General features: G+C 71.1%; 23 protein-coding genes and 2 pseudogenes. 18 read left to right on the forward strand and 7 right to left on the reverse strand.

Features of this window, described 5'->3' with window-relative positions:
- Nucleotides 1–122 precede the first annotated feature (122 nt).
- The 5 genes from ACIG5E_RS31430 to ACIG5E_RS31450 are packed head-to-tail and all read left to right on the forward strand — an operon-like array spanning nucleotide 123 to nucleotide 4,638.
- Nucleotides 123–773: a hypothetical protein gene (locus ACIG5E_RS31430; protein ID WP_396539253.1), complete on the forward strand. Its 651-nt coding sequence runs from the start codon at nucleotides 123–125 to the stop codon at nucleotides 771–773.
- Nucleotides 770–2,065, forward strand: a complete 1,296-nt coding sequence (locus ACIG5E_RS31435) for an MFS transporter (protein WP_396539174.1) — start codon at nucleotides 770–772, stop codon at nucleotides 2,063–2,065. The genes ACIG5E_RS31430 and ACIG5E_RS31435 overlap by 4 nt, the downstream gene beginning before the upstream one ends.
- 17 nt (nucleotides 2,066–2,082) lie before the next feature.
- A complete protein-coding gene (locus tag ACIG5E_RS31440; protein ID WP_396539176.1) occupies nucleotides 2,083–2,256 on the forward strand; it encodes a hypothetical protein in 174 nt (57 codons plus the stop codon).
- Entirely contained in the window at nucleotides 2,243–3,616 is a 1,374-nt protein-coding gene (locus ACIG5E_RS31445) for an amylo-alpha-1,6-glucosidase (protein WP_396539178.1), read from the forward strand. The genes ACIG5E_RS31440 and ACIG5E_RS31445 overlap by 14 nt, the downstream gene beginning before the upstream one ends.
- 2 nt (nucleotides 3,617–3,618) lie before the next feature.
- Nucleotides 3,619–4,638, forward strand: a complete 1,020-nt coding sequence (locus ACIG5E_RS31450) for a Gfo/Idh/MocA family protein (RefSeq protein WP_396539180.1) — start codon at nucleotides 3,619–3,621, stop codon at nucleotides 4,636–4,638.
- 196 nt (nucleotides 4,639–4,834) lie between these two features.
- Here ACIG5E_RS31450 and ACIG5E_RS31455 read toward each other — a convergent pair whose 3' ends face one another.
- A complete protein-coding gene (locus ACIG5E_RS31455) occupies nucleotides 4,835–6,520 on the reverse strand; it encodes a rhamnogalacturonan lyase B N-terminal domain-containing protein (protein ID WP_396539182.1) in 1,686 nt (561 codons plus the stop codon).
- A 296-nt stretch (nucleotides 6,521–6,816) separates the two neighbouring features.
- A complete protein-coding gene (locus ACIG5E_RS31460; protein ID WP_396539184.1) occupies nucleotides 6,817–7,005 on the reverse strand; it encodes a hypothetical protein in 189 nt (62 codons plus the stop codon).
- Between the two features lie 21 nt (nucleotides 7,006–7,026).
- On the opposite strand from ACIG5E_RS31460, the gene ACIG5E_RS31465 reads away from it, so the two are divergent.
- Nucleotides 7,027–7,371 carry a hypothetical protein gene (locus ACIG5E_RS31465; RefSeq protein ID WP_396539186.1) on the forward strand — a complete coding sequence of 115 codons (345 nt, stop codon included), beginning with the start codon at nucleotides 7,027–7,029 and terminating at the stop codon, nucleotides 7,369–7,371.
- Here ACIG5E_RS31465 and ACIG5E_RS31470 read toward each other — a convergent pair whose 3' ends face one another.
- Nucleotides 7,372–8,235 (reverse strand): LLM class flavin-dependent oxidoreductase, encoded by an 864-nt coding sequence (locus ACIG5E_RS31470; protein ID WP_396539188.1) that lies wholly within the window; start codon nucleotides 8,233–8,235, stop codon nucleotides 7,372–7,374.
- Between the two features lie 390 nt (nucleotides 8,236–8,625).
- Between ACIG5E_RS31470 and ACIG5E_RS31475 the strand changes: the two genes are divergently transcribed.
- The 5 genes from ACIG5E_RS31475 to ACIG5E_RS31495 all read left to right on the forward strand — a co-directional run bounded on the left by ACIG5E_RS31475 (nucleotide 8,626) and on the right by ACIG5E_RS31495 (nucleotide 12,076).
- Nucleotides 8,626–9,054 (forward strand): hypothetical protein, encoded by a 429-nt coding sequence (locus ACIG5E_RS31475; RefSeq protein ID WP_396539190.1) that lies wholly within the window; start codon nucleotides 8,626–8,628, stop codon nucleotides 9,052–9,054.
- Nucleotides 9,055–9,643: 589 nt separating this feature from the next.
- Nucleotides 9,644–9,892: an integrase gene (locus tag ACIG5E_RS31480; RefSeq protein WP_396539192.1), complete on the forward strand. Its 249-nt coding sequence runs from the start codon at nucleotides 9,644–9,646 to the stop codon at nucleotides 9,890–9,892.
- A 294-nt stretch (nucleotides 9,893–10,186) separates the two neighbouring features.
- Nucleotides 10,187–10,864, forward strand: a complete 678-nt coding sequence (locus tag ACIG5E_RS31485) for an integrase core domain-containing protein (RefSeq protein WP_396539194.1) — start codon at nucleotides 10,187–10,189, stop codon at nucleotides 10,862–10,864.
- Nucleotides 10,865–11,012: 148 nt separating this feature from the next.
- Nucleotides 11,013–11,816 (forward strand): hypothetical protein, encoded by an 804-nt coding sequence (locus ACIG5E_RS31490; protein WP_396539196.1) that lies wholly within the window; start codon nucleotides 11,013–11,015, stop codon nucleotides 11,814–11,816.
- Between the two features lie 80 nt (nucleotides 11,817–11,896).
- Complete coding sequence (locus tag ACIG5E_RS31495) at nucleotides 11,897–12,076, forward strand: hypothetical protein (RefSeq protein WP_396539198.1); 180 nt, start codon at nucleotides 11,897–11,899, stop codon at nucleotides 12,074–12,076.
- A gap of 204 nt (nucleotides 12,077–12,280) precedes the next feature.
- Here ACIG5E_RS31495 and ACIG5E_RS31500 read toward each other — a convergent pair whose 3' ends face one another.
- Complete coding sequence (locus tag ACIG5E_RS31500; protein ID WP_396539247.1) at nucleotides 12,281–13,069, reverse strand: Ig-like domain-containing protein; 789 nt, start codon at nucleotides 13,067–13,069, stop codon at nucleotides 12,281–12,283.
- On the opposite strand from ACIG5E_RS31500, the gene ACIG5E_RS31505 reads away from it, so the two are divergent.
- From ACIG5E_RS31505 to ACIG5E_RS31515, 3 genes are all read left to right on the forward strand, one after another.
- The gene (locus ACIG5E_RS31505; protein ID WP_396539255.1) at nucleotides 13,005–13,364 is read left to right on the forward strand and encodes a hypothetical protein; all 360 of its coding nucleotides are present in this window, start codon (nucleotides 13,005–13,007) and stop codon (nucleotides 13,362–13,364) included. The two genes, ACIG5E_RS31500 and ACIG5E_RS31505, sit on opposite strands and share 65 nt — an antisense overlap.
- A gap of 489 nt (nucleotides 13,365–13,853) precedes the next feature.
- Nucleotides 13,854–14,966, forward strand: a complete 1,113-nt coding sequence (locus ACIG5E_RS31510) for an alpha/beta hydrolase (protein ID WP_396539200.1) — start codon at nucleotides 13,854–13,856, stop codon at nucleotides 14,964–14,966.
- A gap of 998 nt (nucleotides 14,967–15,964) precedes the next feature.
- Nucleotides 15,965–17,512 (forward strand): hypothetical protein, encoded by a 1,548-nt coding sequence (locus ACIG5E_RS31515; RefSeq protein WP_396539202.1) that lies wholly within the window; start codon nucleotides 15,965–15,967, stop codon nucleotides 17,510–17,512.
- 131 nt (nucleotides 17,513–17,643) lie between these two features.
- Here ACIG5E_RS31515 and ACIG5E_RS31520 read toward each other — a convergent pair.
- Nucleotides 17,644–18,501, reverse strand: a pseudogene (locus tag ACIG5E_RS31520) (IS630 family transposase); the annotation flags it as partial.
- A 732-nt stretch (nucleotides 18,502–19,233) separates the two neighbouring features.
- Between ACIG5E_RS31520 and ACIG5E_RS31525 the strand changes: the two are divergent.
- Entirely contained in the window at nucleotides 19,234–20,466 is a 1,233-nt protein-coding gene (locus tag ACIG5E_RS31525; RefSeq protein WP_396539204.1) for a hypothetical protein, read from the forward strand.
- 791 nt (nucleotides 20,467–21,257) lie between these two features.
- Here the strand turns inward: ACIG5E_RS31525 and ACIG5E_RS31530 are convergent.
- Both ACIG5E_RS31530 and ACIG5E_RS31535 read right to left on the reverse strand, forming a co-directional pair.
- Nucleotides 21,258–22,250 carry an alpha/beta hydrolase gene (locus ACIG5E_RS31530; RefSeq protein WP_396539206.1) on the reverse strand — a complete coding sequence of 331 codons (993 nt, stop codon included), beginning with the start codon at nucleotides 22,248–22,250 and terminating at the stop codon, nucleotides 21,258–21,260.
- Nucleotides 22,251–22,436: 186 nt separating this feature from the next.
- A complete protein-coding gene (locus ACIG5E_RS31535) occupies nucleotides 22,437–23,357 on the reverse strand; it encodes a hypothetical protein (protein ID WP_396539207.1) in 921 nt (306 codons plus the stop codon).
- A 381-nt stretch (nucleotides 23,358–23,738) separates the two neighbouring features.
- Here ACIG5E_RS31535 and ACIG5E_RS31540 point away from each other — a divergent pair, with 381 nt between their 5' ends.
- From ACIG5E_RS31540 to ACIG5E_RS31550, 3 genes and pseudogenes are all read left to right on the forward strand, one after another.
- Nucleotides 23,739–25,136, forward strand: a complete 1,398-nt coding sequence (locus ACIG5E_RS31540) for a DUF4241 domain-containing protein (RefSeq protein WP_396539208.1) — start codon at nucleotides 23,739–23,741, stop codon at nucleotides 25,134–25,136.
- Between the two features lie 257 nt (nucleotides 25,137–25,393).
- Nucleotides 25,394–25,852: a hypothetical protein gene (locus tag ACIG5E_RS31545; RefSeq protein ID WP_396539209.1), complete on the forward strand. Its 459-nt coding sequence runs from the start codon at nucleotides 25,394–25,396 to the stop codon at nucleotides 25,850–25,852.
- A 195-nt stretch (nucleotides 25,853–26,047) separates the two neighbouring features.
- A pseudogene (locus ACIG5E_RS31550) lies at nucleotides 26,048–26,302 on the forward strand (hypothetical protein); the annotation flags it as partial.
- Nucleotides 26,303–26,316: the final 14 nt, after the last annotated feature.

Below are 26,316 nucleotides of genomic sequence, written 5' to 3' on the forward strand. Positions count from 1 at the left end.
CCCAGGCCCGGCGACACCTGTGTTGTGCTCGGCTGCGGGCCGAGTGCCCAGCTTGCCGTCCAGGTGCTGCACCGCCACCTCGGCGCGGGCCCGATCACAGTCCTGGACCCAACGGCGCCCGGATGGACGTCGCCCTGCGCCACGGCGCCTCCCGCGCCTTCAACTCCGAGACCCAGGCGGCGGAACTCCAGGCGTTCGTGCGCGAACACCACGACCAGTACGCGGACTACGTGTTCGACGCGCTGCCGCACATCGCGGCGTCGGCCGCACCGGTCGTACCGGGCACCGCGGATGCACCGGGCGCCCCGGGCAAGGACATCCGGGAGATGGCGATGGGACTGCTGCGCCCCGGCGGCCCGTACGTCATCTACGGCGCGACGGCCGTCCCGCAGCGGCTCAACACCTGGATGATCCTCGCCAAGGGCCTGCGGCTGCTCTCCACGCCCTTCGACGTCCGTTCGTTCCCGATGGCCCGCTCCGCCCACGTCACCGCCGTGGCCCTGCGGCTCGTCGAGTCGGGCCTGATCGACCCCGCTCCCCTGATCACCACCCGGGCCTGCCTGGACGACGAGGCGGCCGTGCGCGAGGCCTTCACCGGCTACGGCCGGGGCGCCTCGATGAAGACCTCGCTGCTCGCCCCCTCCGTCCTGCTCGACCACGTGCGCCGCACGGCCGCCGCGGCCACCGGCGTCCCGGTCCCGGCGGACACCCCCGCCGACGTGCCCGCCGCCGGCGGCGGGAGCCTCGCCGAACAGGCCGGGATACCGGGATGAGCGGCACCCACCTGCGGGCCGTCGGCCACCCGGCACCCGCCTTCGTGCGCGACCGCCTGACCGCCACCGCCTACAGCGGACTGGCCGTGTACGCCTACCTGCTGTACGCGCTCGGACCGCTGCTGCCCCTGCTGCGCCGGGACCTGCACCTGAGCTACCTGCTGATGAGCCTGCACTCCACGGCCTTCGCCGCCGGAGCGATCCTCACCAACCTGCTCTTCGGCCGCCTGCGCGAACGGGTGGGCCACCGGGCGCTCTTCTGGTCCGCCCTGGCCGCCCTGGCCCTCGGGGCGCTGCTGCTGGCGACGGCGGTGTCGGCCGCCGTCACCCTCGGCGCGGCGGCCCTCGGCGGCGTCGGCGGGGCCCTGCTCCAGACCACGGCCCTGGCGGTCCTGGCCGAGCACCACGGCGGCCACGAGTCGCTGCGGGCCCGCGCCCTGGTCGAGGCCAACGCCGCCGCGAGCGTCAGCGCGCTCGCGGCGCCCCTGGTCATCAGCGGACTGGAGAGCGCCGGAGCCTCCTGGAACTGGTCCCTCGTCCTGCCCGCCCTCGCCCTGGGCGCCCTGTACCCGGCGCTCGGCCGCGAGCCGCTGCGCCCGCACACCAGCCGGGCCGCCGCGGCCCGCGACCCTTCCGTCCCCGCCGCAGGCCCGGCCGCGGAGGCGGCGGGCCGGCGGGCGGCGGGCGCGTTCCGGCGCGCCGCCGCGCTGTGCGGTCTGGTCGTGGGGTTCGAGTTCTGCCTCGCCTACTACGCCGTGCCCCTGCTCACCGACGCCGTACACCTGACGGACGGTCAGTCCTCGGCGGCACTCGCCCTGTTCTACGGCGGCGAACTCGCCGGACGGCTGGCGGGTAGCCGGCTGACGTCCGGCGGCCGCCCCGCCCGCGCGGCCGCGCTGGTGGCCGCCTCCCTGGCCGTCGCCGCCGCCGGGTTCCTCGCCCTGTGGCTCGCCCGCGCCACCTGGCTCGCCCTGCTGGGCCTCGTCCTGGGCGGCCTGGGCGTGGCCAACCTCTTCCCGCTGACCCTCGCCCTCGCGGTGGGGGGGGGGGGGGGGCCCCCCCCCCCCCCCCCCCCCCCCCCCCCCAACACCCCCCCCCCCCCCCCCGCGCGCCCCCCCCCCGGGGGGGGGCCCCCCCCCCCCCCCCACCCCCGGCCCCCCCGCGGGCGCCCCCCGGGGGGGGGGGGGGGGGGGGGGGGGGGGGGGGCCCAACCCGCCCCCCCCCCCCCCCCCCCGGGGGGGGGGGGGCGGCCGGCCCCCCCCCCCACCGCACCACGGCCCGCGTCCAACTGACGGTCAGCGCCTGCATCATGCTCGCCCCACTGTTGCTCGGCACCCTCTCCGACCACCTCGGCGTCCGCCCGGCCTTCGGCCTCGCCGGCTGCCTGCTGCCCGCGGCCGCCCTGCTGCTCGCCGCCCGGCGCGCGCACCCGGTCCCAGCTGCCGCCTCGATCTCGGGAGCCACCCGCCATGTCCGTCACTGACAGCTGCGCGCGGGCCCGCGCCACCCTCGCCCGCAACCACCGCACCGGATTCTCCCAAGCCGCCCAGCGCCGCTACGACTTCACCTGCCCCTCGCCTGACAGCTACCCCTTCCAGTGGGCCTGGGACAGCAGCTTCCACGCCATCGCCCTCAGCCACCTCGACCCGCGCAGGGCCCAGGACGAACTGCGCACCCTCCTCGGCGCGCTCACCCCCACCGGCTTCCTGCCCCACATGGTCCTGTGGCAGGACGACCTACGGCCACGCGCCACCGCGGACTTCAGGATCGACCTGTGGCAGGGATGGCGCTCCGTCACCATCGCCCCGCCCGTGGTGGCACGCGCCGTCGAACACGTCTACCGGGCCACCGGCGACACCCTGTGGCTGCGCCGCGTCCTGCCACCGACCCTCGCCTTCTTCGACTGGCTCAAGTCCCACCGCACCAGCCCCGGCACCGGACTGCTGGAGATCTACCAGCCCGACGAGTCCGGACTGGACAGCAGCCCCAAGTACGACACCGCCCTCGGCATCCACACGGCCGCCCCGCACACCGTGCACACCGCCTGGCACGACGCGATGCGCTCCCTGATCACCGCCTACTCCTCACCCGCTCGCACCCCCGAAACCCCGCTGCGCACCCGAAACCTGTTCGTCTGGAACGACGTGCTGGTCAACACCGTCTACGCGGACGGGCTCGCCTGCCTGGCCCGCCTGGTCCGCGCGGCCGGCATCGACGGCCGCGGACACGGGGGGCGTACGGGCGGGCCCCACGGGCGTACGGACCGGCCCGACGGGCGTACGGACGGGTTCGCCGGGCGTACGGCACAGCGGTTGACCGAGGAGTCCCGGGCGGTCGGCGACGCGCTGATGAAGCACTGCTGGGACGAGGAGGCCGGCGTCTTCCACGACCTGGACCTGGTCGCCGGCAAGCGCAGTGCGGTCCTCACCGCCAGTTCGCTGCTGCCCGTGGTGCTCGACTCGGTGCCGGAGGCCGTCGCGCGCCGGGTCATCGAGCAGCACCTGCTGGAGGAGCGGGAGTTCTGGCGGCCGTATCCGGTTCCCAGCGTCGCGGCCACGGAGCCGTCCTACGATCCCTCGTTCCGCACGGGGGCGATCTTCCGTGGTTCCAGCTGGGTCAATCTCAACTGGTACCTGTACTGGGGGCTGCGCGGGCGCGGCTACCGTGCCGAGGCCGACACGCTCGCGGCGCGTACCTGTGCGTTCGTCGCGGGCTGCGACACCACGCGGGAGTGCTACGACCCGGAGGACGCCGCGGGGCAGGGTGCGCGTTCCTTCGGGTGGAGTTCGCTGGTCCTCGATCTCGCCTCGGCGATGGCGGCCGATCCGGTGCGGGAGGGGTGACCGTGGCCAACTGGGGTTTTCTGGGCGCCGGCTCGATCGCGGCCTCCAGTCTGGCACCCGCCGTGCACGCGGCCGACGGACCGCGTCTGCACGCCGTCGCGGCGAGCGACGCCCGGCGGGCCCGGGCTCTGGACCCGGCGCGGGTGTACACCCGCTACGGGGACCTCCTCGACGATCCCGGCGTGGAGGTCGTCTACGTGGCGCTGCACAACAGCGCGCACCGGACGTGGGTGGAGCGGGCCGTGCGCGCGGGCAAGCACGTGCTGTGCGAGAAGCCGCTCGGTCTGAGCGCCGCCGAGGTCGCCGCGATGACGGCCGCCGCCCGTGACGCCGGCCGGCTGCTCGTCGAGGCGGCCTGGAACCGCTGGCACCCGCGCACCCGTGACCTGGAGGCGATGATCGCCGGTGGCGCGGCCGGCACCGTCCGTACGGTCACCAGCCGGTTCGACGGGCTCGCTCCGGCTGCCGGCAACTACCGGCGTGACGCCGCGCTGGGCGGCGGCGCCCTCTACGACGTCGGCTACTACGCCGTTTCCGCCGCGCTGGCCGCCTTCGGCTGGCGGGCCCCGAGGGTGGTGCGGGCCGAGCAGGAGCACTGGGAGGTCGGCTCGGCCGATTCGGCCACGCGTTTCCTGCTCGAGTTCCCGGGCGGGGGCACCGCCGAGGTGGGGTGCTCGCTCGTGGGCGGCAGGTCGGAGACGTTCACCGTCACCGGCACCGGCGGCTCGCTCGCCCTCGATCAGCCGGCCTTCTGCGCCGGTGCGGCCCCCAGCACGCTCACCGTCACCGGCGGGCGAGCGCGGCACTACCCCGCGCTGGACCCGTACCGCCTCATGGTCGAGGCGGTGGACGCCGCGGTGGGTGGGGACACCGGCGTCCACCTGGTCGTCCCGGCACAGTCGTTGCTGATCGCCGCCACCCTGGACGCAGTGCGCGGCCACCTGCGGCCAGACCCCGCAGATGGGCACCGGGGCCGCGTCCGCCCGGGCGCGCTGGACGGGGCCGGTGCGACGCCGCTGTGAGCGGGCCGGGCTGTCACGAGTGGACAGGGCGGGACGGGCCGCTGGGCCGTGGACTCTCCGTCACCACCGGATGTGAGCCAGAGCCGAAGACCGTACAGACCCAACTCGCTGCATCTGCCCTGTGCGGCGCCTGGGGGTGCACGGAGGCATCCGGTGGAGCCGCCCGTGGCTGGGGCGGCTCCACCGGATGTCGGGCTCAGGTGAGCAGTTCGACGCAGTCGTAGGCGAAACCGGGGCTGAGGAAGCGCGAGCCGCTGCTGCCGGAGACGACGGTGATGGTGAGCGTGTTGGTGCCAGGCCGGAGGGCGGACGCGGGGACGGTGAAGGCGTAGGTGTGGTTGTTGCCTCGGTAGGAGCCGACCGTGAGCGAGCGGGTGCTCGGTTCGGGGTGGGGTTCGGGGGCGGGTGAGGTCCAGTCGTTGAGCCGGATCCGGGGGCGGGCGTTGAGGTAGGCGGTGGTGATGCCGATGTTGAGGGTGCGCGGGTGGGCGGCCTGCTCTGCCGTCAGGTCGAAGGTGACTCTCCGGCCGTCGTTGACGTCCCGCCACTGGTAGGCGGGGAAGTCGGCGTCCGTGGACCGGCCCACGGTGAAGTCGCCGGTCCACGGCTCGGCGCGCACGTCCGAGGGGTGCGCGTGGGTGACCAGGTCGGCGTTGCGAAAGCCGGCCGGGGTGCCGTCCCAGCTGCCGATACGCCAGATCGCCGGAGCCTGGCCCGGGTCGTCGGCGGGGGTGAGGGTGATGGTGTGCAGCGCGGTGGTGCTGCCGGGCTGGACGGTTACGGTGCCGGTGCGGACGGCGAGTTCGCCCTGGTACACCGTCCAGGTGTAGGCGCCGGGCAGCATCCGGCGGGCGGTGAACGCGCCGGTGTGCGGGTCGGCGGTCGCCCAGTACTGCGCGGCGGCGTTGGCGAACCCGACGGTGTACGCGAGGGCCGGGTTGCGGCCCGAGACGCCCACCCCGGACACGGCTCCGCGGCCGCTGTCGCCGACCCAGCCGGCCAGGCCGAGCCCGTCCACCCAGGAGGTGTCGATGCGGTCGTGCCACAGCTCTGATGAGGGTGCGCCCCCGTCGGTGAAGGCGAGCACGTACGGCCCCTGGAGGCCGAAGCGCATCGGCTCGGTCTGGTTCTCGCCGTAGTAGAGGATCTCGTACAGGCCCGCGCCGTTGTCGTAGGAGTGGCGCATCAGGGAGCGGTAGAACGGTCCGCCGGACGCCTTCTCGTGGTTGCTGCGCACCATCCACAGGCCGACGCCGGGCTTGCTCCAGCCCACGTACCGGTAGTCGATGACCCGTTGGTTGGAGTAGTGCTTGGACCGGGTGGTGCCGTCGGGCCTGCGGCGCACGTCCTGGGCCTCGATGAGGACGTCCTGGGTGGCGTCCCAGGAGTCGGGGTTGTCATTGGGGAAGAGGCCAGGGCGGACGCGCACGATGTAGCGGGTGACGGTGATCGAGTCGTCCGCCTTGTCGGTCCACAGGTGGACGTTGTTCTCGCCCTGGCGTGCGGCGTAGTAGTGGCGCAGGGTGCCGTGTTCGACGCTGACCAGGATGGTCCGGCCGTGCCGTGCGATGCTCACCGTGGACGGGCCGAGGCCGGATTCGACCTGGGAGTTCTGCCCGTTGTAGCCCTGGTACTCGGTGCCCCGGTAGACCAGGGAGGTCAGGTCGCCGGTGCTTTTGCTGACCCGGAAGACCAGGTCGGCGCCGGTGTGCACGGTGTACTCGCGGCCGTCGTCGGTGTAGCCGAACGTGCCGCTCGCCGTGGTGGAGGCCTGTGCGCCGGACAGGACGGCGTTGGCGCCGGCCACCGCCCCACCCAGGGCGATGCTCGCCGCTCCGGCCCGGACCAGGAACCGGCGGCGACTCGGACGATGCTTGCTCATGCTGCGATGCTTCCTCTTCGGTCGACGGCCGTCATGGGCTCGGGTAGGCGGGGTAGGTACAGGTGGGCACCGCGCCGCTGCCAGTGGGCAGGGCCGCCCGGAACGCGGCGCGCGCTCTGCCTGTTGGTGGCCGCCGGGCCGTGAAAGGTTGCCCGCGTCGGGGAAACTTTTCTCGAGCCGCGCCCGTGTCAGCGGACGCGGCAGACTGGCTCTGGCGCGAGTTCCGTGAAAGGCCGAGGTCAGCCCTACCAGGGCGTTGGCTGGCCGAACCCGGTCTGTGCAGGCGTGTGGCTGCGCTAGAACGCGACAGCCGACAAGTCGGCAGCGACTTCGACGGCCTGGTAGCCGTAGGTGTCCGCAGCGTCGACTCGCAGCATGAGACAGAATCGATTGAGGGACTTGACCTCCCTGGCGAGACGCTTGTAGTCGCGCTTGAGCAGGTACACCGCTGCGCGGTTGGCGATCGCCGACTGCCCCATGATCATGAGGAGGTTGCGTCCGGGGAAGTGGTGTACCGGTTCCACGGTCTTGTTGTTGATGCCACCGCCGTCGCGGCCGGCCCTGTTCTCCGTGATGGCGCCACCGGTGATGTCGAGGGTGCCGATGGTGCCGTTGAGGACGGCGCCGCCGTCGAGACCCGCGAGGTTATCGGTCAGCTCAGTGTCGTTCAGCGTCGCTTTGCCGAAGTTGTTGATGGCGCCGCCCTGGCCGTCGTTCCGGGCCGTGTTGTGGGCAAGGGCACTGTTTTCGACCGAGAGGGTGGCGCTGCTGTTGTTGATGATCCCGCCGCCCGCGCGGTCACGATTCCCCAGGGGATGCTGAACGCGTCCGGCACAACCGCGAATGGCTGATCAGACTGTCGGCGGGCCCGCCTCGATGCGACGCAGCACCGGAGTGAGGCGGTCCAGGTCGGGGCCGGTCTGGACCTGTCGCTCGTCCCACCAGGTGGCGCCGGCGTCGTGCAGGGGACCAATCGCGTCCTTGGCCTTCGCTGCGTCCAGGGGCGTGGCACCGCCGAGCACGAACTCGAAGGGACGCTCGGCCTCGACCGTGCGGTGCTTGCATACATAGCCGACCAGTTCCCGTACCTCCGCCACATCGGGCACGTGCCCATGCCGGGCCGTCTCGAAGAGCGGCACCGCGCCGTCCCACTGCGCTGCCCGCCGCATGGGCGCACGACGCGGCCAGAACCCGCCGATCCAGACCGGCGGACCGGGCCGTTGCACGCTGGCGGGCAGCAGCGCCACATCCCGGACCTCGTAGTGCCGGCCGTGATGGTTCACCGGCTCGCCGGACCAGAAGCGGCTCAACAGCTCCAGTCCCTCGTCCAGTCGCTCGGCGAGGAGGCGTGGCTCGGCGGCGTCGCCGAAGCTGCGGTATTCGTCGTCGATCGGACCGCCCAGGCCGGCGGCGAAGATCACCCGGCCGCCGCTGAGGTGGTCCAGGGTGGCCACCTGGCGGGCGAGTTGCTGCGGACGGTAACGGGGGACGGGCGTCAGCAGGGCGCCCAGTCGGATCCGGGAGGTCTCCAGCGCGGCCGCGGTCAGCAGCATCCACGGGTCTCCGAAGGGACGCCCTTGGTGCTGCCGGTGCAGCACGTGGTCCCAGACGAACAGCCCGTCCCATCCGGCCTGTTCGGCGGCAGCCGCAACGGTCGCGACGTTACGGGGGTCGGCGAAGTCACCGAAGTTCGGGATATTGATGGAGTAGCGCATCCCAGCAGGATGCGCGGCCGGCCACGAAGCGGCAACCGGATTCGGATACACGCGGCTTCACGGCAGGCTGCGGACCACGCACGATTCATCAGGCCCGCGAACCACAGCCGGACGGACAGGACTGACCCGTCGGACTCCGCATCACAAGCGGGCCCGGGCAGCTGCTACGGCCACCGCCTGGTGAATTACGTGACCACAACCCCTGGGGAATTACGCCGTCGTCGACACTGGAACGCCCTGATGGCTGTCAACGGCACCAAAGGCTACGCACGCTACGTCCCGCTAAGCCCCTCGGTCCCGTCACCGTGTCCGACCACACCACCACCTGAACAAAGAGGACCCCACCCCATGACCCCAGACTTGCCGCCCTCCTTCTCCGAGGACAGCACCATGTTCGTCTTCACCCCCACCCCCGGCACCACCTGGAACCTGACCGTCGACAACTTCACCCAGGCACTGCACCGCCGGGAAGGGGACGAGGCGTACATCCACACGCATGCGGACGCCGAAGGTTCGTACGGGCCGCGCGATGAGCACGACTGGTGGTTCGCGTTCAGCGCGACCGGAGAGAGCTGGGCGGGAACCGGGTCGCCTGCGGCAGGTGACCATGAAGGGGTGGCACTGGACGAGGCCACCGCTGGCGCAGCGGCCGAATTCGCCGCCTGGGTGCTCCGGGAACTCGTGCCGCCGGGCGCGGGAATGGAGTACAACACGAGGGTCGGCATGGAAAGCGGACTTCCCGATGAGGTCCTGACCGAGAACACGGTGACCGAGCTCGACGCCGTCTTCCGGAAGCACCTGAAAGCATCTTCGAGCTGACCACCAACTGTCCGTACGCTGGCTGGTTCCTCCGGGGTGTGCCGCTGCCAGAGCGCGCTCGTCCGCTCCGGTCGCTCCGGCCGGGTTCCCCGACGAGGTGTCGGTGCTCGAGCCGGTGATGGACCAGGCCACCGACTGGACGCCGCCCATCGACCGCGGCCTGGGCGAAGCGCGCCGCGAGAGTGGTTCTCCGTGCACTGCTTCCAGGACGCCGTGCGGTCCGGTAGAAGCCGGACCCGGTCAGCTGGGGCAGGGGCGAGCACTGTGCCGACTGTCATGAAGATCCTGCTGGACGCGTTGGACGAGCTGTGGCGGCTGGAGCCGGACTGGAACCACTCCTACCGGCGCCTGCTCGCCTACCTCGCCGCCAGCGAAACCCTGGACGGCCCCGTCAACCGCACCGGCCTCGGCGACGACTCGGCGTTCCGGCCCGGCACGTGGCTGCGCAAGCAGGACAAGGCCCTGCTCTTGCCGAAAACGTTATCCGGCCTGCTCAGGCAGCATGTTGGTACTCGTGGTGGCTTTACTGCCGTACGGCGGCTGAGCAGCGTCTTTGCAAGCGCCCACGTCCTGGGCATGATCCCAGTTCGTGGGTCTGCGACTGCTGTACTTGATCTTTTGCCGGGTACTCGGCTGGCTGACACTGCTGGGCCGCTCCTCCGCCGCGAACAAGGCGGAGATCGTCGCCCTGCGCCACGAGGTCGCCATCCTGCGCCGTCAGGCCGGGCGGCCGCGGATGTCCTCGGCCGACCGTGCCGTTCTCTCCGCACTCGCGCGGCATCTGCCGTCCACCTTGCGTCGGCACCGGCTGGTCACCCCGGGCACGCTGCCGTCCTGACACCGGCGCCTGGTGCGCTGGAAGTGGCGCCAGCCACCAACCAGGTCCGGCCGACCGCCGCTGCCCGAAGAGATCGCCGCGGTCATCCGGCGCCTGGCGAAGGAGAATCCGACCTGGGGCTATGTCAGGATCCAGGGTGAGCTGCGGCGGCTCGGCCACCGGGTCGCCGCCACCATCAGCCGCGTCCTGCGCCGTTCCGGTCTGCCGCCCGCACCACAGCGCGCCTCCCGGCAGACCTGGCACACCTTCCTCCGAGCACAGGCCCACGCGCTTCTTGCCTGTGACTTCCTGCACGTGGACACGGTCTTCCTCAAGCGCCTGTACGTCTTCTTCGTCATGGAGATCGAGACCAGGCGCGTCCACGTCCTCGGCGTCACCGCGCACCCGACGGGCGAGTGGATGGCCCAGCTCGCCCGGAACCTGCTGATGGACCTGGGAGGCAGGGCCGGACGCTTCCGGTTCCTCAGCCGCGACAGGGACGCGAAGTTCACCGCCGCCTTCGACGCCGTCCTCGCGGGCAATGACACGACGGTCATCAAAACCCCGCCGCAGAGCCCGCGGTCGAACGCCTTCGCCGAGCGGTGGATATGCACCGCACGCGCCGAATGCACCGACCGCCTCCTCATCACCGGCGAACGACACCTGCGCACCGTCCTCGCCGAGTACACCGAGCACTACAACACCGGACGAGCCCACCGCAGCCTCGATCTGCGAGCCCCGAACGACGAACCGAACGTCATCCCGCTGCCCGCAGCCGCAGTCCGGCGCCGCCGAGTACTCGGCGGACTCCTCAACGAGTACCATGCCACCCCCATCAGGCCGCTCACGATCCACGGGAAACGCCCAGATCAGGGGCCTGATCGGAGTTTTGACACCCTTCAGGGCCGGGGTCGGTGTGACGCTTGGGGAGACGTCCGCAGTATTCGCAGGTGTCTGGGTCTGGTGATGGCGGCGGTGGCCTCAGATCTTTGATCGGTATGCGATACGTGCCGCAATTCCACCTGGCTGGCCCCATGGCGTCACACCTTGGACATGTCCGAAATGCCAGCCATAAGAGCTCTCATTACGTTCATCGCAGGTCGGGCGTCTGGTCGGCGTCCGCGCGACAGAGAGAAGTGACATGTTCACGCGCACACTAACTTTGGCCGCTGCCGGAATAGGCGCGACGGTCCTTGCGGCCACCGGCATCACCTACGCCTCGTCCCCCGGATCCACCCCAGCGCCCCCGCCCGTCCAGCCGACAGCCCAGCCTGCGGCCCCGCCTGTCCCGCAAGCCGCCTCGGCCGCGGCCGCCCCTGGCGGCGGCAACGCAGGCGGAGAGAAGGCGGTCGCCTCTGGCGGCGGCAGCGCAGGCGGAGAGAAGAACGACGACCGCGGACACGAGGGCGGCGGACGCGACGACCGCGGCCACGAGGGCGGCGGACGCGACGACCGCGGACACGAGGGCGGCGATCACGGCGACCGCGGACACGAGGGCGGCGAACGCGGCGACCGCGGCCACGAAGGCGGCGACCACGGCGAACGCGGCCACGAAGGCGGCGACCACGGCGACCGCGGACACGAGGGCGGCGACCACGGCGACCGCGGACACGAAGGCGGCGAACGCGGCCACCGCCACAAGGAGGGAAGGATCTTCTTCAACGAACGTACGTTCTCCGCCCGCACCGAGGGCTGCATCACGACGGCCAGCGGCCTGGGTGCCACCAGTTTCAATATTTTCAACGACAGCTGGAAGACCATCGAGGTCTTCCGCGGCTTCAACTGCGACCACGGTGGTCCGGTCGCCATCGTGGGCCCCCACAGCTCCACCAACGGCGTGGTGGCCCGCCACTTCGACGAGGACGAGTTCGAGTTCGGTGGCGCCTTCGATTGCGATGGCGTCGTGGGCAGCTTCCGGGTGATCGGCCACCGAGGCGAGTGGTGACAGCACCGTCCGGAGCACGGGAGCGATCCCGGCCCGCCGGAAGCGGGCGCGACACGGCTTCGAGGCCGCCGCCCACTTGGGTGACCAGCGTCGCGGTGCCACCGCAGTACGGTGTCGGGCCGCACCAGCAGCCGCATCCGGTGCAGCACATCGCGTGGCAGGCCGCTGACCAGAGCGGCCAGGAACGCCCGGTCGCTCGCTTCGAACCGGACCCGCTGCCCACCCAGTTGCCTTTCCAGTACCGCGATCTGATGGTGTAGGGCCAGGATCTCCACGTCCTTGTCGCGGTCGCTCATCGGCAGCAAGCGCAGCACTGCGAACGCGTTGATCACGCCCAGGTATGCCAGTCTCAGCAGCATGATCCATCAGCCTGACAGGCTCATCCGACACCCGTGGCCATTCATGAGAACGCGCAGGTCACAAGCCCTGGATGAGGTTTTCGACAGGGGCAGGGTGTTGGGTGCTCAGTGCTGCAGGGCACTGCCGGCCGTCCACTGGGCCCAGGTCAGGTTGAAGTCGGCGTAACCGTTCTGCGGGTCGGCTTTGGCCCGCGAGGTACCGGTCACGGTGACCGGGTCGCCCGGCTGAACGTAGTTGTAGAACCACTCGGCGTTCGACATCGACAGGTGGATGCAACCGTGTGAGCCCTCGCCGCGGCCCGGGTTCGGGTCACCGGTGGAGTAGTGCACATAGGTGCCCGTGTCGGTCAGGTGGACGTCCCAGGGCAGCGTCAGGTCATAGAAGTTCGAGTTGTTCTTGTCGCAGGTGATACCCACGCTGCAGGAAGTCATCCGGACCTCGGGCTGCTTGTCCAGCACCGCCATGGTGCCGCCCCAGGTCGGGAAGGTCGAGCTGCCCGCGTCGATCGGCATGGTCTTCACCAGCGCCCCGTCGCGGTAGACCTGCATGGTGTGGTCGGGCACGGAAACCTTCGTCTCCGTGTCCGCACCGATGGTGAAGCCGTGGTGGTAGGTACGGGTGCCGACACGCCCGTTGCCGTCGCTCACCCCGGTCAGGTCGGCGTCCACGTTGACCTTGGTGCCGGAGGGCCAGAAGTTCTGCGGCCGCCAGTCCACCCGGGTACCGCTGAACCAGTGCCAGGCCCCGGTCACCGGCACTGAGGTGGTCACCTTCAGCTGCTGCTCCACAGCGGCCCGGGCCGAGGTGGCCACCGCTTTGCTGAACACGATGGAGACCGGCATTGCCACACCGACGGTGCTGCCATCGGCAGGACTGAAAGTGTCCATCTGTATCGGCGAGGCGGACGGCGACGGGCTGGCGCTGGAACTGGCGCTGGCCGAGGCAGTGGCACCGGTACCGGCCGAGGCGGTCGAAGTCGTCCCATCAGCGGGCGCCGAGTGGACGGCCGAAGCCGACGCTGCGCCGCTGCACCCGCTGACACTGGCCAGCACCCCTCCGGCCAGAACCGCGATTCCGATGCTGTTCTTGATCCGCCCCATGACCCTTGCTCCGCTCACACCAATTCACCAGACCCTCAGATATCCACACAGACCCCGAATCCGTGTACACGGTTGCGTCAACAGATAAGGAGCGGAAGTCCGTTGCAGGACTATGACAATGTGGGGAACGGGTCAGCTCGCCGCCCGCCCGGCGGAGGTCCAGGCGGCCGGGTGCGGCTCGGCGGCCCGGCCGCGCGCGGCGGCAGCGCGCAGGGGGCCGCGGGCGGCGGCACCGCGCCGCAGTCCCCGGGCGGGGTGGGCACCGTGACACCGAGGTGGAGGCGCGAGCGCCGTCGAAGGTGTTGAAAGCCTCCGCCGGGGAAAATCGATTCCGCCGCGTTCCGGGTCGCATCCGTCGCAGGCGCCCGGCGCCTCGTCGTCAGGGCGTCACCTGGACGGCTTAATCCCGATCGGCGCCTGGCTTCGTTCGGCGCAGCATGGTTTGACAGAGGCGGCACTCTCGGGTGTCCGTCCCGTGATCGAGTGCACCCCGAGCCACCGCATCGGAGGGCAGGCCATGCCCCACGTACCTGTTGAGGACCACGCCGTCCCGCACGTTTCGACGATTCCGGCGAATGTGAACGAGCACGTTGCTCTCTTCGTCCGTGAGTACGACGGGACGAGGCCGCACCATCCCACAGAGGCCGTGCTGATGCTGCACGGTCGCAGCGCGCCGGGCCTTGCCGGGTTCGACCTGCCGTACGGCGACTACAGCTGGGCCCAGGCCCTGGCTCAGGCGGGATACGACGTCTTCGTCATGGACCTCCAGGGATCCGGCCGCTCCCCCCGGCCGAAGATGGATGACCCATGCAACGCCGACCCGGCGAAGCAGCGGGCTGCCCTGGTCCCCAACCCGCTGGCGGACGTGTGCACCCCCAACTATGCGCGTCAGCTGAACAATTCGCTGAGCGACTGGGCGGAGCTGGACACGGTCGTCGACTTCATCAGGGCGCGGCGGAACGTCCCCGACGTCGCGTTCGTCGGCTGGTCCGCCGGTTCGTTCGTGATGGGCCCCTACACGGTGCAGCATCCCGACAAGGTCCGCACCCTGTTCCTGCTGGCACCGATCTTCCCGCCCCACGGCAGGGCCAGCAGACCCGGCACCCGCTTCGACGCGCCCGGTGCGCTGCCCGTCTCCACGCCGCCGCAGCAGTACGGCTTCCCCATGAACATCACCATGAACGCGGAGTTCGTCCACAGCTGGGACGTCGAGGTGCGCTGCCCGGACCAGCGCGAGGACGGCATGACCGACATCGTCTGGTCGGCCGTCATGGACAGCGACGACCTCGGCAGGACCTGGGGCCCCGTGCATCCCGACGGTCCTGAAGGCGTCTCACGCGTCCGCAACTCCTACTGGTGGGGCTGGAACAACTCCACCGTGCCCCTCGACGGCACCCTCGGCGCACTCGTCCCGGTGTGCCTCGTCTACGGCGAGTTCGACACCCAGGCCATGCACCCGTCGCCCGTCCCCGCGACCGACTTCTCCGTCCCCGCCCTCTACACGGCGATCCCCGGCACGGACAAGCTCATGATCGAGGTTGCCTGCACCGGACACATGATGCCCTGGGAGAACCGCGCCAAAGACCTGCATCAGATGTGCCGCGAGTGGCTTAAGCACACCGCCGTCGCCGGTTTCAAGAGCGGCAGTTACACCCTCGACACGGCCGGCGACTTTCACCCCGCCCCGTGAGCGCGGTGGAAGTCGCCGGGCCTGCAGACCGTCGGAGGCGGCGCTTTGCCTGCCCTTTCATTGACCGGAGGTTGCACCGGGAGGTAGCGGCCTCCGTCCGGCGCCGCCCCTGTTTCCCCAGGCCGGACCGCCCCGGGCAAGCCGGTGGGGACCGGCGACATCTCTTTTCACGCGGTAGCCGTGGGAAGAGACCACTGCTTCACCAGCCGCCGCGCCGCCACCGGCACGGTGTCCGCCGCCTGGGCCGGCTCGTACAGCTGCACCGTCGGGGGCGAGCTCGGCCGGGCCGGCCGGGACGGTTGCGTTCAGCCGTGCGACCTGGTGCGGCGGGACGGGCGGTGCGGGGCCGGGCCGGTCGGGCTGGCCGTTGCGGGCGGAAGCTGCTGCGGTCGGGCCGGCCGTTGCGGGCGGGATCGGCGCGGGCGGGTCTGCCGGGGTTGTGCGGATGCTTGGGTCCAGTCGGTGATTAGCTGTGCGAGCTGGACGGTGCGGCGGTGCCCGGTGGCGCTGAGCGACATCACGAGGAGCGCGGGGAGGTTGACCGCGATGAGCGGGAGCAGGAGCGCGGCTCCGAATACCGTGGCTACGGTGGCGGTTCCGGCTGCCCGGAAAAGCGCGGGAAGGTTCATGGCTGGATTCTCCGTTTTTCGATGTTCGACCGCCCGTTTTTCTGCCGGGCTTGACGGAAATCCTGTCTCGTCGTGTACCGGTTGCGGAAGTGAAACCTATTCCGGGGGTTTTCGGGCGGGGTTTGTCGGGATGGTTGCGGGTGCGCGCTTCCCGCTCCGTCTGGAGGGGTTCAGTGGAAGCCGGCGCGGTTGCGGGCCCCCCGCAACCGCGCCGACGGGCGGGCGGGCGGGCGCTTCATGGCCGGGTTGCGCGGCCGCAACGCGCGGAACTGCGGCGCTTCACCGGGTGCGACGAATGGGTCCAGGGTCGTGAGACGGGCACAACGGGGGCGTAGGAGTCGGTGCCGGGCGAGGGTGGGGACCGCACGGATGGGCAGCGAGATCGGGCCGATCGACAACAGCGTCGTCGACGGGACACAGGGGAGCGCCTGGGGAGGGCCTGAGCGGACGGATTTCTCGAAGCGCGTTGCGGATCTGATGGCGACCAGTGGCATCAAAGACGTTGATATCGCTCATCGGATGAACGTCCACAAGGCCACGGTCGGCAGGTGGAGGAAAGGGGAGTATCTTCCTCCAGTGGATTTCGTTGAAATCATCCTTAATATGGCGGAGGAACGGACCGGGAAAACACTCGCGGTGGGTTTTCGCGATGACACGCACCGTTTATACAGCGCGGCGGCGTACGCCGACCACTACCACCGCGACGTACAACCCAGACTCCAGCAGGCGGCCCGGGAGCAGGCCCTGCGCCACGACCGGGACTCCCTCACGACGCAACTGGCACTCCTGAGCGATGTGCTCCTCAAGAGCCTCACAGGGTTCCTCGATCTGTACGCCCAGCGCGGACACCTGACCGCCGAGCTCTCCCAATGCCACTACGAGATCGACGGCCTCCAACGGCAGGTGACGCTACTGCAGCGGACCGGGCAGCCGACGTTCGAACTCGACGAGCGGCTCCGGCGGCAGCAGGCCAGAGCCGAGGCACTGCGCGCCGACCGGCAGGCGGTCGCGATCAGCGCCGACACGGCCGAGCACATCTTCCTGTCGATGGTCGCCCCGTCGCCAGAGGAGGAGACCCCCGAGCACCGGATGGCGCGCGTGCGGCTACGCGCGGCGGCCGATAGCCCCCGGCAGCAGTGGTGGCCGCAGCCGCCCACCGTCGCCACCGGACCCGCACCCGCCGGCGTCCCCGATCAAGTACCGCCCCTCCTGCCGCCCGCACCACCCCCGTCGTCGGGACGGCTGCTGCGGGGCAGCGTGGCCGTCCTGGCCGTCGCCGTCGCCGTCGCCGTCCTGGCGGTCGCGGTCGTCGTCATCCTCGTCCGCACGAGCGCAACCAGCACCACGACTGCGGGCGCCGCGGCCCCGACCGTCACCACCGAGGCGCATCCCAGCATCGCGGCCACACCATCCAGCACCTCGCCCGCGCAGCCCGCCGCTCCGACCGGCGCCACCGCGGCTCCGCCCGACGCAGGGGGGTGGACGTCCCAGTACCGTGACACGGCCATCAACGTGCCGTCGGCAGCGAGGACGTGCGGCCAGGTCATCATGGACCTTGATCCGGCCCGCGGGGCCGTGTTGGACCCGGATGACTTCACGAGTATCCTCACGAACTCCCCGGCGGACCTGATGATCCAGCAGCCCTGCTCCACCCTCAATTCGGTCACCATGGTCTACCCGCACCTCAAGGCCTGGGGAACGTCCTCGGCGCAGGAACCCGGTCCGGACCAGTGCCGCAACGATGCCATGCGCCAGGCAATGCCCAACCCCGCGCCGTTCAGCAAAATCACCGTCGGCTCCGCCTACTGCGTGATTACCGCGAAGGACTCGGTGGCGTGGTTCAAGGTCGTTGCCAAGCCCGGCAGCGACCAGCAGGGGATGACCGTCACCGCCACCCTGTGGACCGCGAGCGGCTGATCCGTTCAACCAAGCGCGGCACTTGCTGGTGGGCCGTGGGCGGACCGACGGCCTGGCGACCTTCGCCGCCGCCCGTCCGGTCGACTGGTTGCCCGCGCGCAGGGGCCCAGGCTGTTCGGCTGGGGGTTCGGTTCGCAGATGATCGCAATGCGAACGTCCGCCGGGTGCAGCGAGCGCAGGTAGCGGCAGAACTCCAGGAACTTGGACCGGTTCTTGGTCTTCTTGATGTGGCCGTAGAGCTGGTCCTTGGCGAGATCGTGGGCGGCGAAGAGGTGTCGGACGCCGTGCGGCCGGGTGTAGGTGGCCCGCCGCCGGGGTCTGGGGCCGCGGTCAGGGTCTTTGCCCTTGCCACCGCGTTCGGCCCACTGCCGTCCGGGGTGCGGTTGGAGGTTGAGCGGGCCGAACTCGTCGAGGCAGAAGACGACTTCGGGCTCGTTTTCTTCGGGTATGACCTCGCCGTCCGCGATCGCGTAGAGGTGTTCGACGCGGGCCTTCTTGGCCGCGTAGTCGGGGTCGCGGGAGGTCTTCCAGGTCTTCACGCGTTGAAAGGAGACGCCTTCCTCGCGGAGCAGGACCCGAAGGCCCTCGTGGCTGATGTCGTCGACCACCCCCTCGGCGACCAGGAAGTCGGCCAGCTTGGCCAGGCTCCAGGTCGAGAACGGCAGGCCGTGCTCAGCCGGCTTGGACTTGGCGATCTTCTTGATCTCGCGGCGCTCGGGCAGTGTGAACGTCCTCGGCCGTCCGCCCTTGTATTTCGGGTAGAGCGAGTCGAAGCCGTCGGCGTTGAAGTTGTGGATCACGTCGCGGACCCGGTCCGCGCTGGTGAACGTTATCTCGGCGATCTTCGCCACGGGCATGCGCTGGGCGGACAGCAGCACCATCTGGGCCCGCCGCCAGGTCACCACCGACCCAGTGCCCCGGCGGACGATCCGCAGCAGCCGTCTTCCCTCGTCGTCATCGATCTCACGGACCTGCACGCGTTCAGCCACGTGATCATTCTGACGGCCCGCTACCGCCCGGCATAGGGGGCCCGCTGCTTCCACGAGCCCTATTCGGCGGGAGCCGCACTGACGCAGCCGCAGAGTGTCTTCCTGACAGCCCTGGTGGAACAGGAGTCCTGCTGGGGGTCGGTTGCCAACCGGATCCTGTGGCTGCGTGAAGCTGGGCTGCCGGTGGAGCGCGGGCAGCTCCAGGTCCTTGTGCAGAACGCGGGGGAGTAGACCCTGGCGTGCCGATGGGGTGCGTCGGGCGGCGCCGATGGTGTCCAGGGCAACTACACGAGTGGCGTCGTGCCGCTGAACGCTGCCGTCGCCTTCAACCTGCGGCTCAAGCCGAGCCGACGTCGGTATCCCGATCCCAGGTGTGCTCCGGCTGAAACGTCGCGCCGTGGCTGTTCCGTCGTTCGTGTGCTGCCGCTCGGCGTGTCGGGATGAGCCGTTGGTCCGTAGGACAGCCTCGCTTCCGTCGGACTACAGCGTCGTTTCAGCGGACCGGAGGTGCCGTGATGTCGGGACCAGCCAGCCAGTCCTCGTCACCCGATCCGCGGCAGTCAGGGCCAGCCGCCGTGGTGGGGCGTGAAGGCTCGGTGGCCCGGCTGATGGATCTGGACAGCCGGGGGGTGGAACTTCAACCCCCTCAGCACGGCCGGGTCGTGCGGGACCGCCTCAAGTAGGCCGTCGGCCCGGCCAGCCGAGCCCTGTGTCTGGGGCCGTCTGCTGCCGGTGGTGGATGCCTGGTGGGCCAGCATGCCCGTCCCCGGGGGCTTGCAGCCGCCCCTGCCCCGCCGGCACCTACGCCCACTGACCCGGGAGCATCCCGCCCTCGTCGATGCTGCCGCTATTTTCGCGGCCGTGATCAACAAGAGGACCGCACGCGTGGCCGGGGGCCCGCCGACGACCGCCGGCCTGCGGGAGGTGCTCAACCGTGTCGTGATCGTCGACGCACCGCCGGGCGAGGCCGACTGCGCCGATCACGCGCGGACGGAGGTGACCGGCGCCGGCATCGCCGACCTGGCCCGGCTGCTGGCCGTCGTGGACGGCGGCACCGGAGAGCTGTGCCTGTGCGACGGCTGGCCGACGATCACGGTGCACGGCCCGAACGGCGACCTGATCGCCTGCTGGACCCTGCACCACCAGAGCGGCCTGCGCGGGCTCGGCGACTGCGACGCCGACCTCGTCGACGGCCCGGCCCTCACCGACTGGCTGGCAGGGCGGGGCCTGACCGGCTCCCGCAGGGTCCAAGAGCACCTGGCAGCCCTGAACGCCGCGGAGGACCAGCGCCGGACGCGCTGGATCCAGGCCGCACCGGCCGGCCTGGCCGAAGCGGCCGCGGACGTGGCCCAACCTCCGGGCCGCGACCGCAGTGCCTGGTCACGTGGACTGCGTGATGCCGAGGAGTGGCTTGCCTCCCTCACCCGGCTGCGCCAGCCCGAGGCGACCGAGCGGATCCGTGCTCTGCTGGCCTGGGCCGGGGATCCGGCCCGGGAGGCCACCGGCGGTCTGAAGTGGTACGACCTGGCCGTGCGGCGCCAACTGCTGGCCGAGGACCCCGACCTCGTCCTCACCGCCCTTGCCACACCCCTTGAACCCGGCCCAACTCGACGGTGCGGCCCAGCTGTTCAGCTCCACCGAATGGGCCCAAGCCCACGGCAGACAGCTGCCCGAGCCACTTCGCTCGACGCTGATCGGGCACATCGAGGCGGACGGCACCGAGCCCATGCGGTTCCGGCTGCGGCACGGCTACTACAGCGCGGAACGAACCGTCTGACCGGGCCGCGCGGTGGGCCGATCGTTCAAGGTGAACGGACTTCCCTGCACGACGGCGGACTCGGCGGCTATTTGGGGGCCGTCATCGCGTCGCGGATGCGGCGGGTGCGGTCGGCGGCGTCGGTCTGGTCGAGCGTGGCCGGGCTCCCTTGGGCCCAGGGCGGGAAACTTATGGAGCCGGCGGTGTAGTGGTCGGCCCAGAAGCATACGGGCATGACGAGCAGTGCCTCGGTCCACGCCCCGCAGGTGAGTCGGCCCTGCGGGTCGTGCGAGTCTCGGGCATCTACGTCGGTCAGTGGCACCGTCCAGGTACCCCGCGTGGACTCCATCGCGGCGCTCGCGGACGCCACCACCGCAGCGGGATCCGAGACGGTGCCCCAGGCGCCACCGATCGTCAGGATCCCGCCGGAGTCGGCCGTGTACTTGGCCACCAGACCCCCGTCGAAGCTCTTGTAGCCGGTCGGCTGCGGCCGCGGGCTCGCCGGATCGTCGGCCCGGACATCGGCGGGGCCCTTGGCCCGGTAGCCGCCGGGAAGGGACTCCGGAGCAGTCAGCCGCAATGAGCCGGGCGCTGCATCGGCGGAGCTGGCGGCCGCCGCTGGAGCGCTCTCGGGAGACCGCGACTCGTCTTTGCAGCTTGCCAACGTCCCCACCAGCAGAACCGAGACCCCAGCCGCCGACGCAGTCTTCACGGCACGCACACCCACCCCAAGCTTCATAATCACATCGTAGAGGCCGGGGCCGTGACCCCGAGGTCGGCTGCCGTTTCCCGCAGCCTCGATGGCGCGCAGGACCCACAGCCTCGCCAGGCGTTCTCACCTGATGGCCATACAGCTGGACCCGCTGCCCGGGCGGCCGCTGCTGGTCCTGCCACCAGGAACGCGAGGAGCGGCAGCGGCTCCCGTGGCCCGGACCAGCACCACACGCCTCAATGTCCCCGTCCGATCGAACCGACCGAACGGGGACACCGGCTGTTTCTGCTAAGGGAGTTGGACAGTGACCTCCGGCTCCTCCGGCGACGGTCCGTCGAACAGCGGCTCCCACATCCCCTTCAACTGCTCGTCGAGGAAGGCATCGAGGTAGGTGCGGGTGATCGCCAGGCCGCGTGTCGGGTCGATCGCTCCGGGGGCGCTCGGCATGCCCACGGCCTGGGCGAGCAGCGGGAGGTCACTGAAGGTGCTGTGGTCGGCTCCGGCGACGGTGAGGCGGCGCTTCCAGCCGTCCAGGTTGGTCCAGGCGTCGTCCCAGGTGGTGTCCGTCTCGTCGTGCTGGGCGCCGAACAGCAGGAAGGGGCGCCCGCCGAGGCCGGTGGTCGGGACCGGCGCGAAGAAGGTGCCGTCCATGTTCACGCCCGCCCGGACCCGGGTGTCGGCGGCCATGGTGGTGGCGGCGGCGTCACCGCCGATGGAGTGGCCGGCCATGCCGATCCGGTGGCGGTCGATCAGGCGGGCACGCTGCCAGGGTGAACGTTCGGACGTCAGCTGGTCGATGACGAACGAGGCGTCCTTGGCGCGGCTCTCGGCGATGGCCGGCACGCCGCCCTCCGGCGGCTGGTCGCAGATGGCGCAGGCGAGCGTGTGGCCGTCCGGGAAGGTGACGCCCGCGGACTCGTAGGTGTGGTCGATCAGCGCGACCACGTAGCCGTGGCTGCTCAGGTCTTCGGCGATGCTGGTGAACAGGGCGCGCGGGAAGCCGAGTCCGGGCGAGAGGAGCACCAGCGGGAACCGGCCGTCCGCCGGGCGGGCGTCCGCCCGGGCCCAGGTGCCGACGGCAGCCAGCGCCTCGGCCGCCGCCTTCGCGGCCACCAGCTCCGGGTCCTCCTCGATGCCGATCGCCGCCAGCAGGTCCCGCTGGTCCTCCTCCAGGCCCGGCCAGCCGGCCCGCTGCGCCTGCACCCAGCGGCCGAGCTGCTCGCCCTCGAACGCCGTCTCCAGCGGCAGGCCGGCCCAGTCGACCCGGCTGTCCGACACCACTGCCGCGCCATGGCGTACGTGCGCTGCCAGGTGATCGGCCAGGCCGGGGCGATCTCCTCCAACGCGGCCCGCCGCTCCGCCGCCGGCACGGCATGACGCCGACGAGTACCGGCGCCGGTTCCGGACCGTCCGGGGATGCGGCCGACGGACGCCCGTGGTCCGGGGACCGCGGGCGTCCTGGATACCTCAGCGGCGGGCACCCCGACGGCGGGCGATCACCAGCGCGCCCCCGCCGACGGCGAGCAGCGCGGCCCCACCAGCGCCGTAGACGATCATCTGGCTGCTGTTGCCACCCGTGCTGGCCAGGGTGCTGGCCGGCGTGGTCGAGACCGGATTGGCGGTCGGCTTGCCGACCGGGCCGGTCGTGTCCGCAGGCACGGCCGGGGTGGTCGACGGGGTGCCGCCGGACGGCGTCCCGGTGGTGGCCGACGCCGACGGCTTGGCGGTGGTGGAAGGCGAGGCGGTGGCCGTCGCGGTGGCGGTGCCCGAAGGCGTCGTCGTGGCGGTGGGCGTCCCGGTCGGGTGCGGGGTCGCGGTGGACGTGGGCGACGCCGAGGAGGTCGGCACCGGGGCGGTCGGCGTGCCGCTCGGGGTCGGCGCGCAGGCCTTGCCGCCGTTCCAGGCCGAGATCAGGTTGTCCGTGAAGACGCCGTCCGGGTACCTCGGCGCGGGGTTGGCGACGCCGTCGAACTTCTTGTCGCCGTTGTACAGGTCGATCTGGCCGTAGCACTTCGGCAGGTGGGCGGAGACGTCCAGGGTCGCCTGGCGGTTCCCGCTGCGCAGCGTCGTGGTCGCCCAGCCGAGGAAGGTCTGCTTGCCCGAGGTGGCCCAGGTCGGCCCCTCGGTGTCGTAGGAGGCCAGCGAGATCCGGTAGTCGCAGCCGTCCACGACGTCGCCGACCAGGCGGACCTGGATGACGCCGTGCGGCTGGGACATCCGGCCGTCGGAGATCCAGCCCTTGCCGCCGTCGACGGAGAACTGGACTCCGACGGCGCCGCATCCGTGCTCGGCCTGGGCCTGGGCGGTGCCGGCGGTGAGCAGCGGAGTGCCGACGGCTATGCCGAGGGCGGCGAGGGCCGGAAGGCTCCGGCGCAGGAGTTGGTGCACGAGGAAGCTCCCTAGGGGTTGTACACGGTTCGTGTGGGATTCACCGCTCCCCGGTGGCGATCAGGACGGCCCGTCACCGGAACTGAGCGGACGTGAAACCGTGACCGTACCCGATGGCCTGCCAGACCACCGACGCCGCCCACCGCCGCCCAGCCCCTCTACCACGCCCACGTCGTCGAGTTGCGGCGGCGTCCGAGGCAGACGGAGCTACGCCTCCTGGACCGGCTCGGCGCGCTGGTCGGCACGCGCGACCTTGACGGCGGTGAACACGTGTTCCCCGGAACGAACCGTCATCCCCCGGTCTGGGCTGCTGTCGGTGCCCGTCGATAGCGTGGCGCCCGAACAACCCGGAAACGCATCACATAAGGGCAAGGAGCAGGGATGTTGGCGAGCGCCGCCAACACGCTGGAGGTTAGGTACTGCGAAGGCTGGGACCCGAAGGCCCGGGCCGGAGCCGGTCTCATACCGGAGCGGGAGGCCCGGCGGCGGGACGGCGCCGGGGAGCCGTACGCCGTACTGGTCGGCGCCCCCGGTGCGGACGGACGGCCGCTGGCCCTGCTTCAGGTCGACTGGGGTCACGGGTATCTCGGGCTGTTCCTGTTCGACGGGCAGGCACGGCGTACCAGGCAGTTCGAGTACCGCCAGCTGGAACCGGGCCGACTGCACCTTCGCCAGTACCAGGAGCGGCGTCCCGCGTCCGCCGAGGAACCGGAGTTCGTGGAGCGTGGGTGGACGTTCACGCTGACCGTTCACCCGGACGGGACGGCCAAGAGGGTCCTCGACAGTGGTGGTTCCCTGCACACTTCAACGAAGGTCCCGTCCGAGCACCACACCGTGGCCAAGGCCGAGTTCGGGAAGTGGACGGCCTACCTCGACGGACGCCTGCTGGGACTGGACGGTCCGATCAATCTCGTATCGGTGTCGGACGGCGCCCACGAGCCAGCCCCGGTCGCCGCGCCCAGGCCGCCGCTGTGGCAGGCGCCGCAGCCGGCGAGGCCGCGCCACCTGGAGGTCATGTTCACACCGGGCAGCCGCCTGACCGACCGCCACGGGGACATCGCGGTGATCAGCGAGCCTGAGCACGCAGGCCTGCTCCACCTGCCCACCGGATCCGTCCTCGCCGCGGATCCGCACACCATCGACGACCGCGACCAGCCCTTCACCGTGACCGTCCCGCCCGGCGACTACCCGGTGCTGATCGCCACGATGTGCTGGGAAGGCCGGCAATGGGGCGAGACCCTTGCCGCGATGCTGCGCATCAGCGAGCGCCCGACAGCCGGCTGGGAGCTCGCACTGCGTCCGGGGCAGGACTCTCGTCTGCTGGGCGACGGGCACTTCTTCGGGTTCGGCGTGGACACCGGGACGGCCTGTTTCCTGGACGCCTCGGGCCGCCAGGCGCTCACGGAGCAGATCGACGAGGAGAACGGCGGTCTCGCAGCCGACGGGGGATCCCCGTACCCGGAGGTCCGGGAGGCGACGACCGGTACCAACCTGATCGCGTACCCGAGCGGCATGGGCGACGGCACCTACCCGGTGTGGATCGGTCGCGATGCCGACGGTGCGGTCACCTGTTTCGTCGCCGACATGCTGATCCTCCACCATGCGACGGTCCTGGAGACAACGGCCACGTCGACCGCCGCCGTCCTCCGCCCGTTCGGTCGGTCAGGAGCCGAGGACCGCCGCGAGGCGGCGTTCAGCAGCCCGGGCGCCACGGCGGAGTTCATCGCGGCTGAGATCACCGACACGGAGCAGTTCGCGGTCGCCATTCGACGGCGCTAGGACTCCGCTTCAAGGCTGATCAATGTGTCGGACCTGCTGCCGACAGAGTTGGCCTGTGACGGCGGCACCGATCCCTTCGGGATGCTCGGCGCCCGGGGTGCTGGTGAGTTTGCCCGCCCTGGCCCCGCTCACCGGGCGCAGACATCGGCCCGTCGTGCTGGCGGTCGGTGGAGCCCGGTGCAAGTGGTTCGCGGCTGTTTCATCAACCTGTGTGAAGTCCAGTGCTGCGCGGCTGCACGGTTGCGATCCTGTTCGACATGGGCACCGACCGCAGCCGCACGGCTGGCACCAGGCAGGAAACCCCGTTCGGCCTCGTCCTCTCCCGCGGCTATGTCGAGCCCGCGGGCTGGCTGCTGAAACTGAGCATGGAGCCGCGCACCCCCGCCGGAGAGCTTGATGACCTCTCCGGGCTCGGCTGGCCGCTGTGGACAGACACCTTGCAGCGTGACCCTCGATGGGTCGTCTCCTTCGACGCCGGCACCCGCCGCCTCATGCGGATCGTCCGTCTCGACGATGCGCAAACCGCCGTTCAGAACGAGTTGTTCGCCCTGGGCGACGGCATCCCCTTGGACGACCGCCTGTGGTCGGCGGTCGAGGGTCAGCGCCCGGTCATCCTCTGCGGGCCACTGCACGGCGAGCCCACCACCGAGGCCATGGCCAACGCGAAAGCCGCCGGCACGCTGCGCGGCATCGCCGCCCGCTGCCTGATCTCATGACCGCGCAACCACTGGCACTTGCCATCTCCGGCGCCGGATGCGGCGGGGGACACGTACGGGTGACTTCCCCGGCGCGCGCCGGGCGGGGGACCGGGCGCGCCGGGAAAGTCCGGGCGTGAGCAGGACGTTGCGCCTGGCGGTGGCGCAGAGCACGGTGCCCGAGGACCCGGGGGACCGGCGGCGACCCTCGGCGGCCAGCTCACGGACGGCCGCCCGGGCAGCCTGCCCCGCGCCGCCGAACTCAGCGGCTACGGCTTCTACAGCTACCTGACCTACAGCTTGAAGTTCCAGGGCCTGTCCAGCAGCGAGCAGTCCGCAGTGAAGGAGACCCTGCCGTTCTCCCGGCAGGGCGCCGACGCGCCGAGCGCGCTCTCCGGCACCACGACCGCCAGCCACAGCTACGCGCGCAACGGCGCCGGCGTCGCCCGCGACGTCTACGTCGCCCACTGACCCCCGATCGACCA

Source organism: Kitasatospora sp. NPDC053057 (genome assembly GCF_044546945.1).
Lineage (GTDB): Bacteria > Actinomycetota > Actinomycetes > Streptomycetales > Streptomycetaceae > Kitasatospora.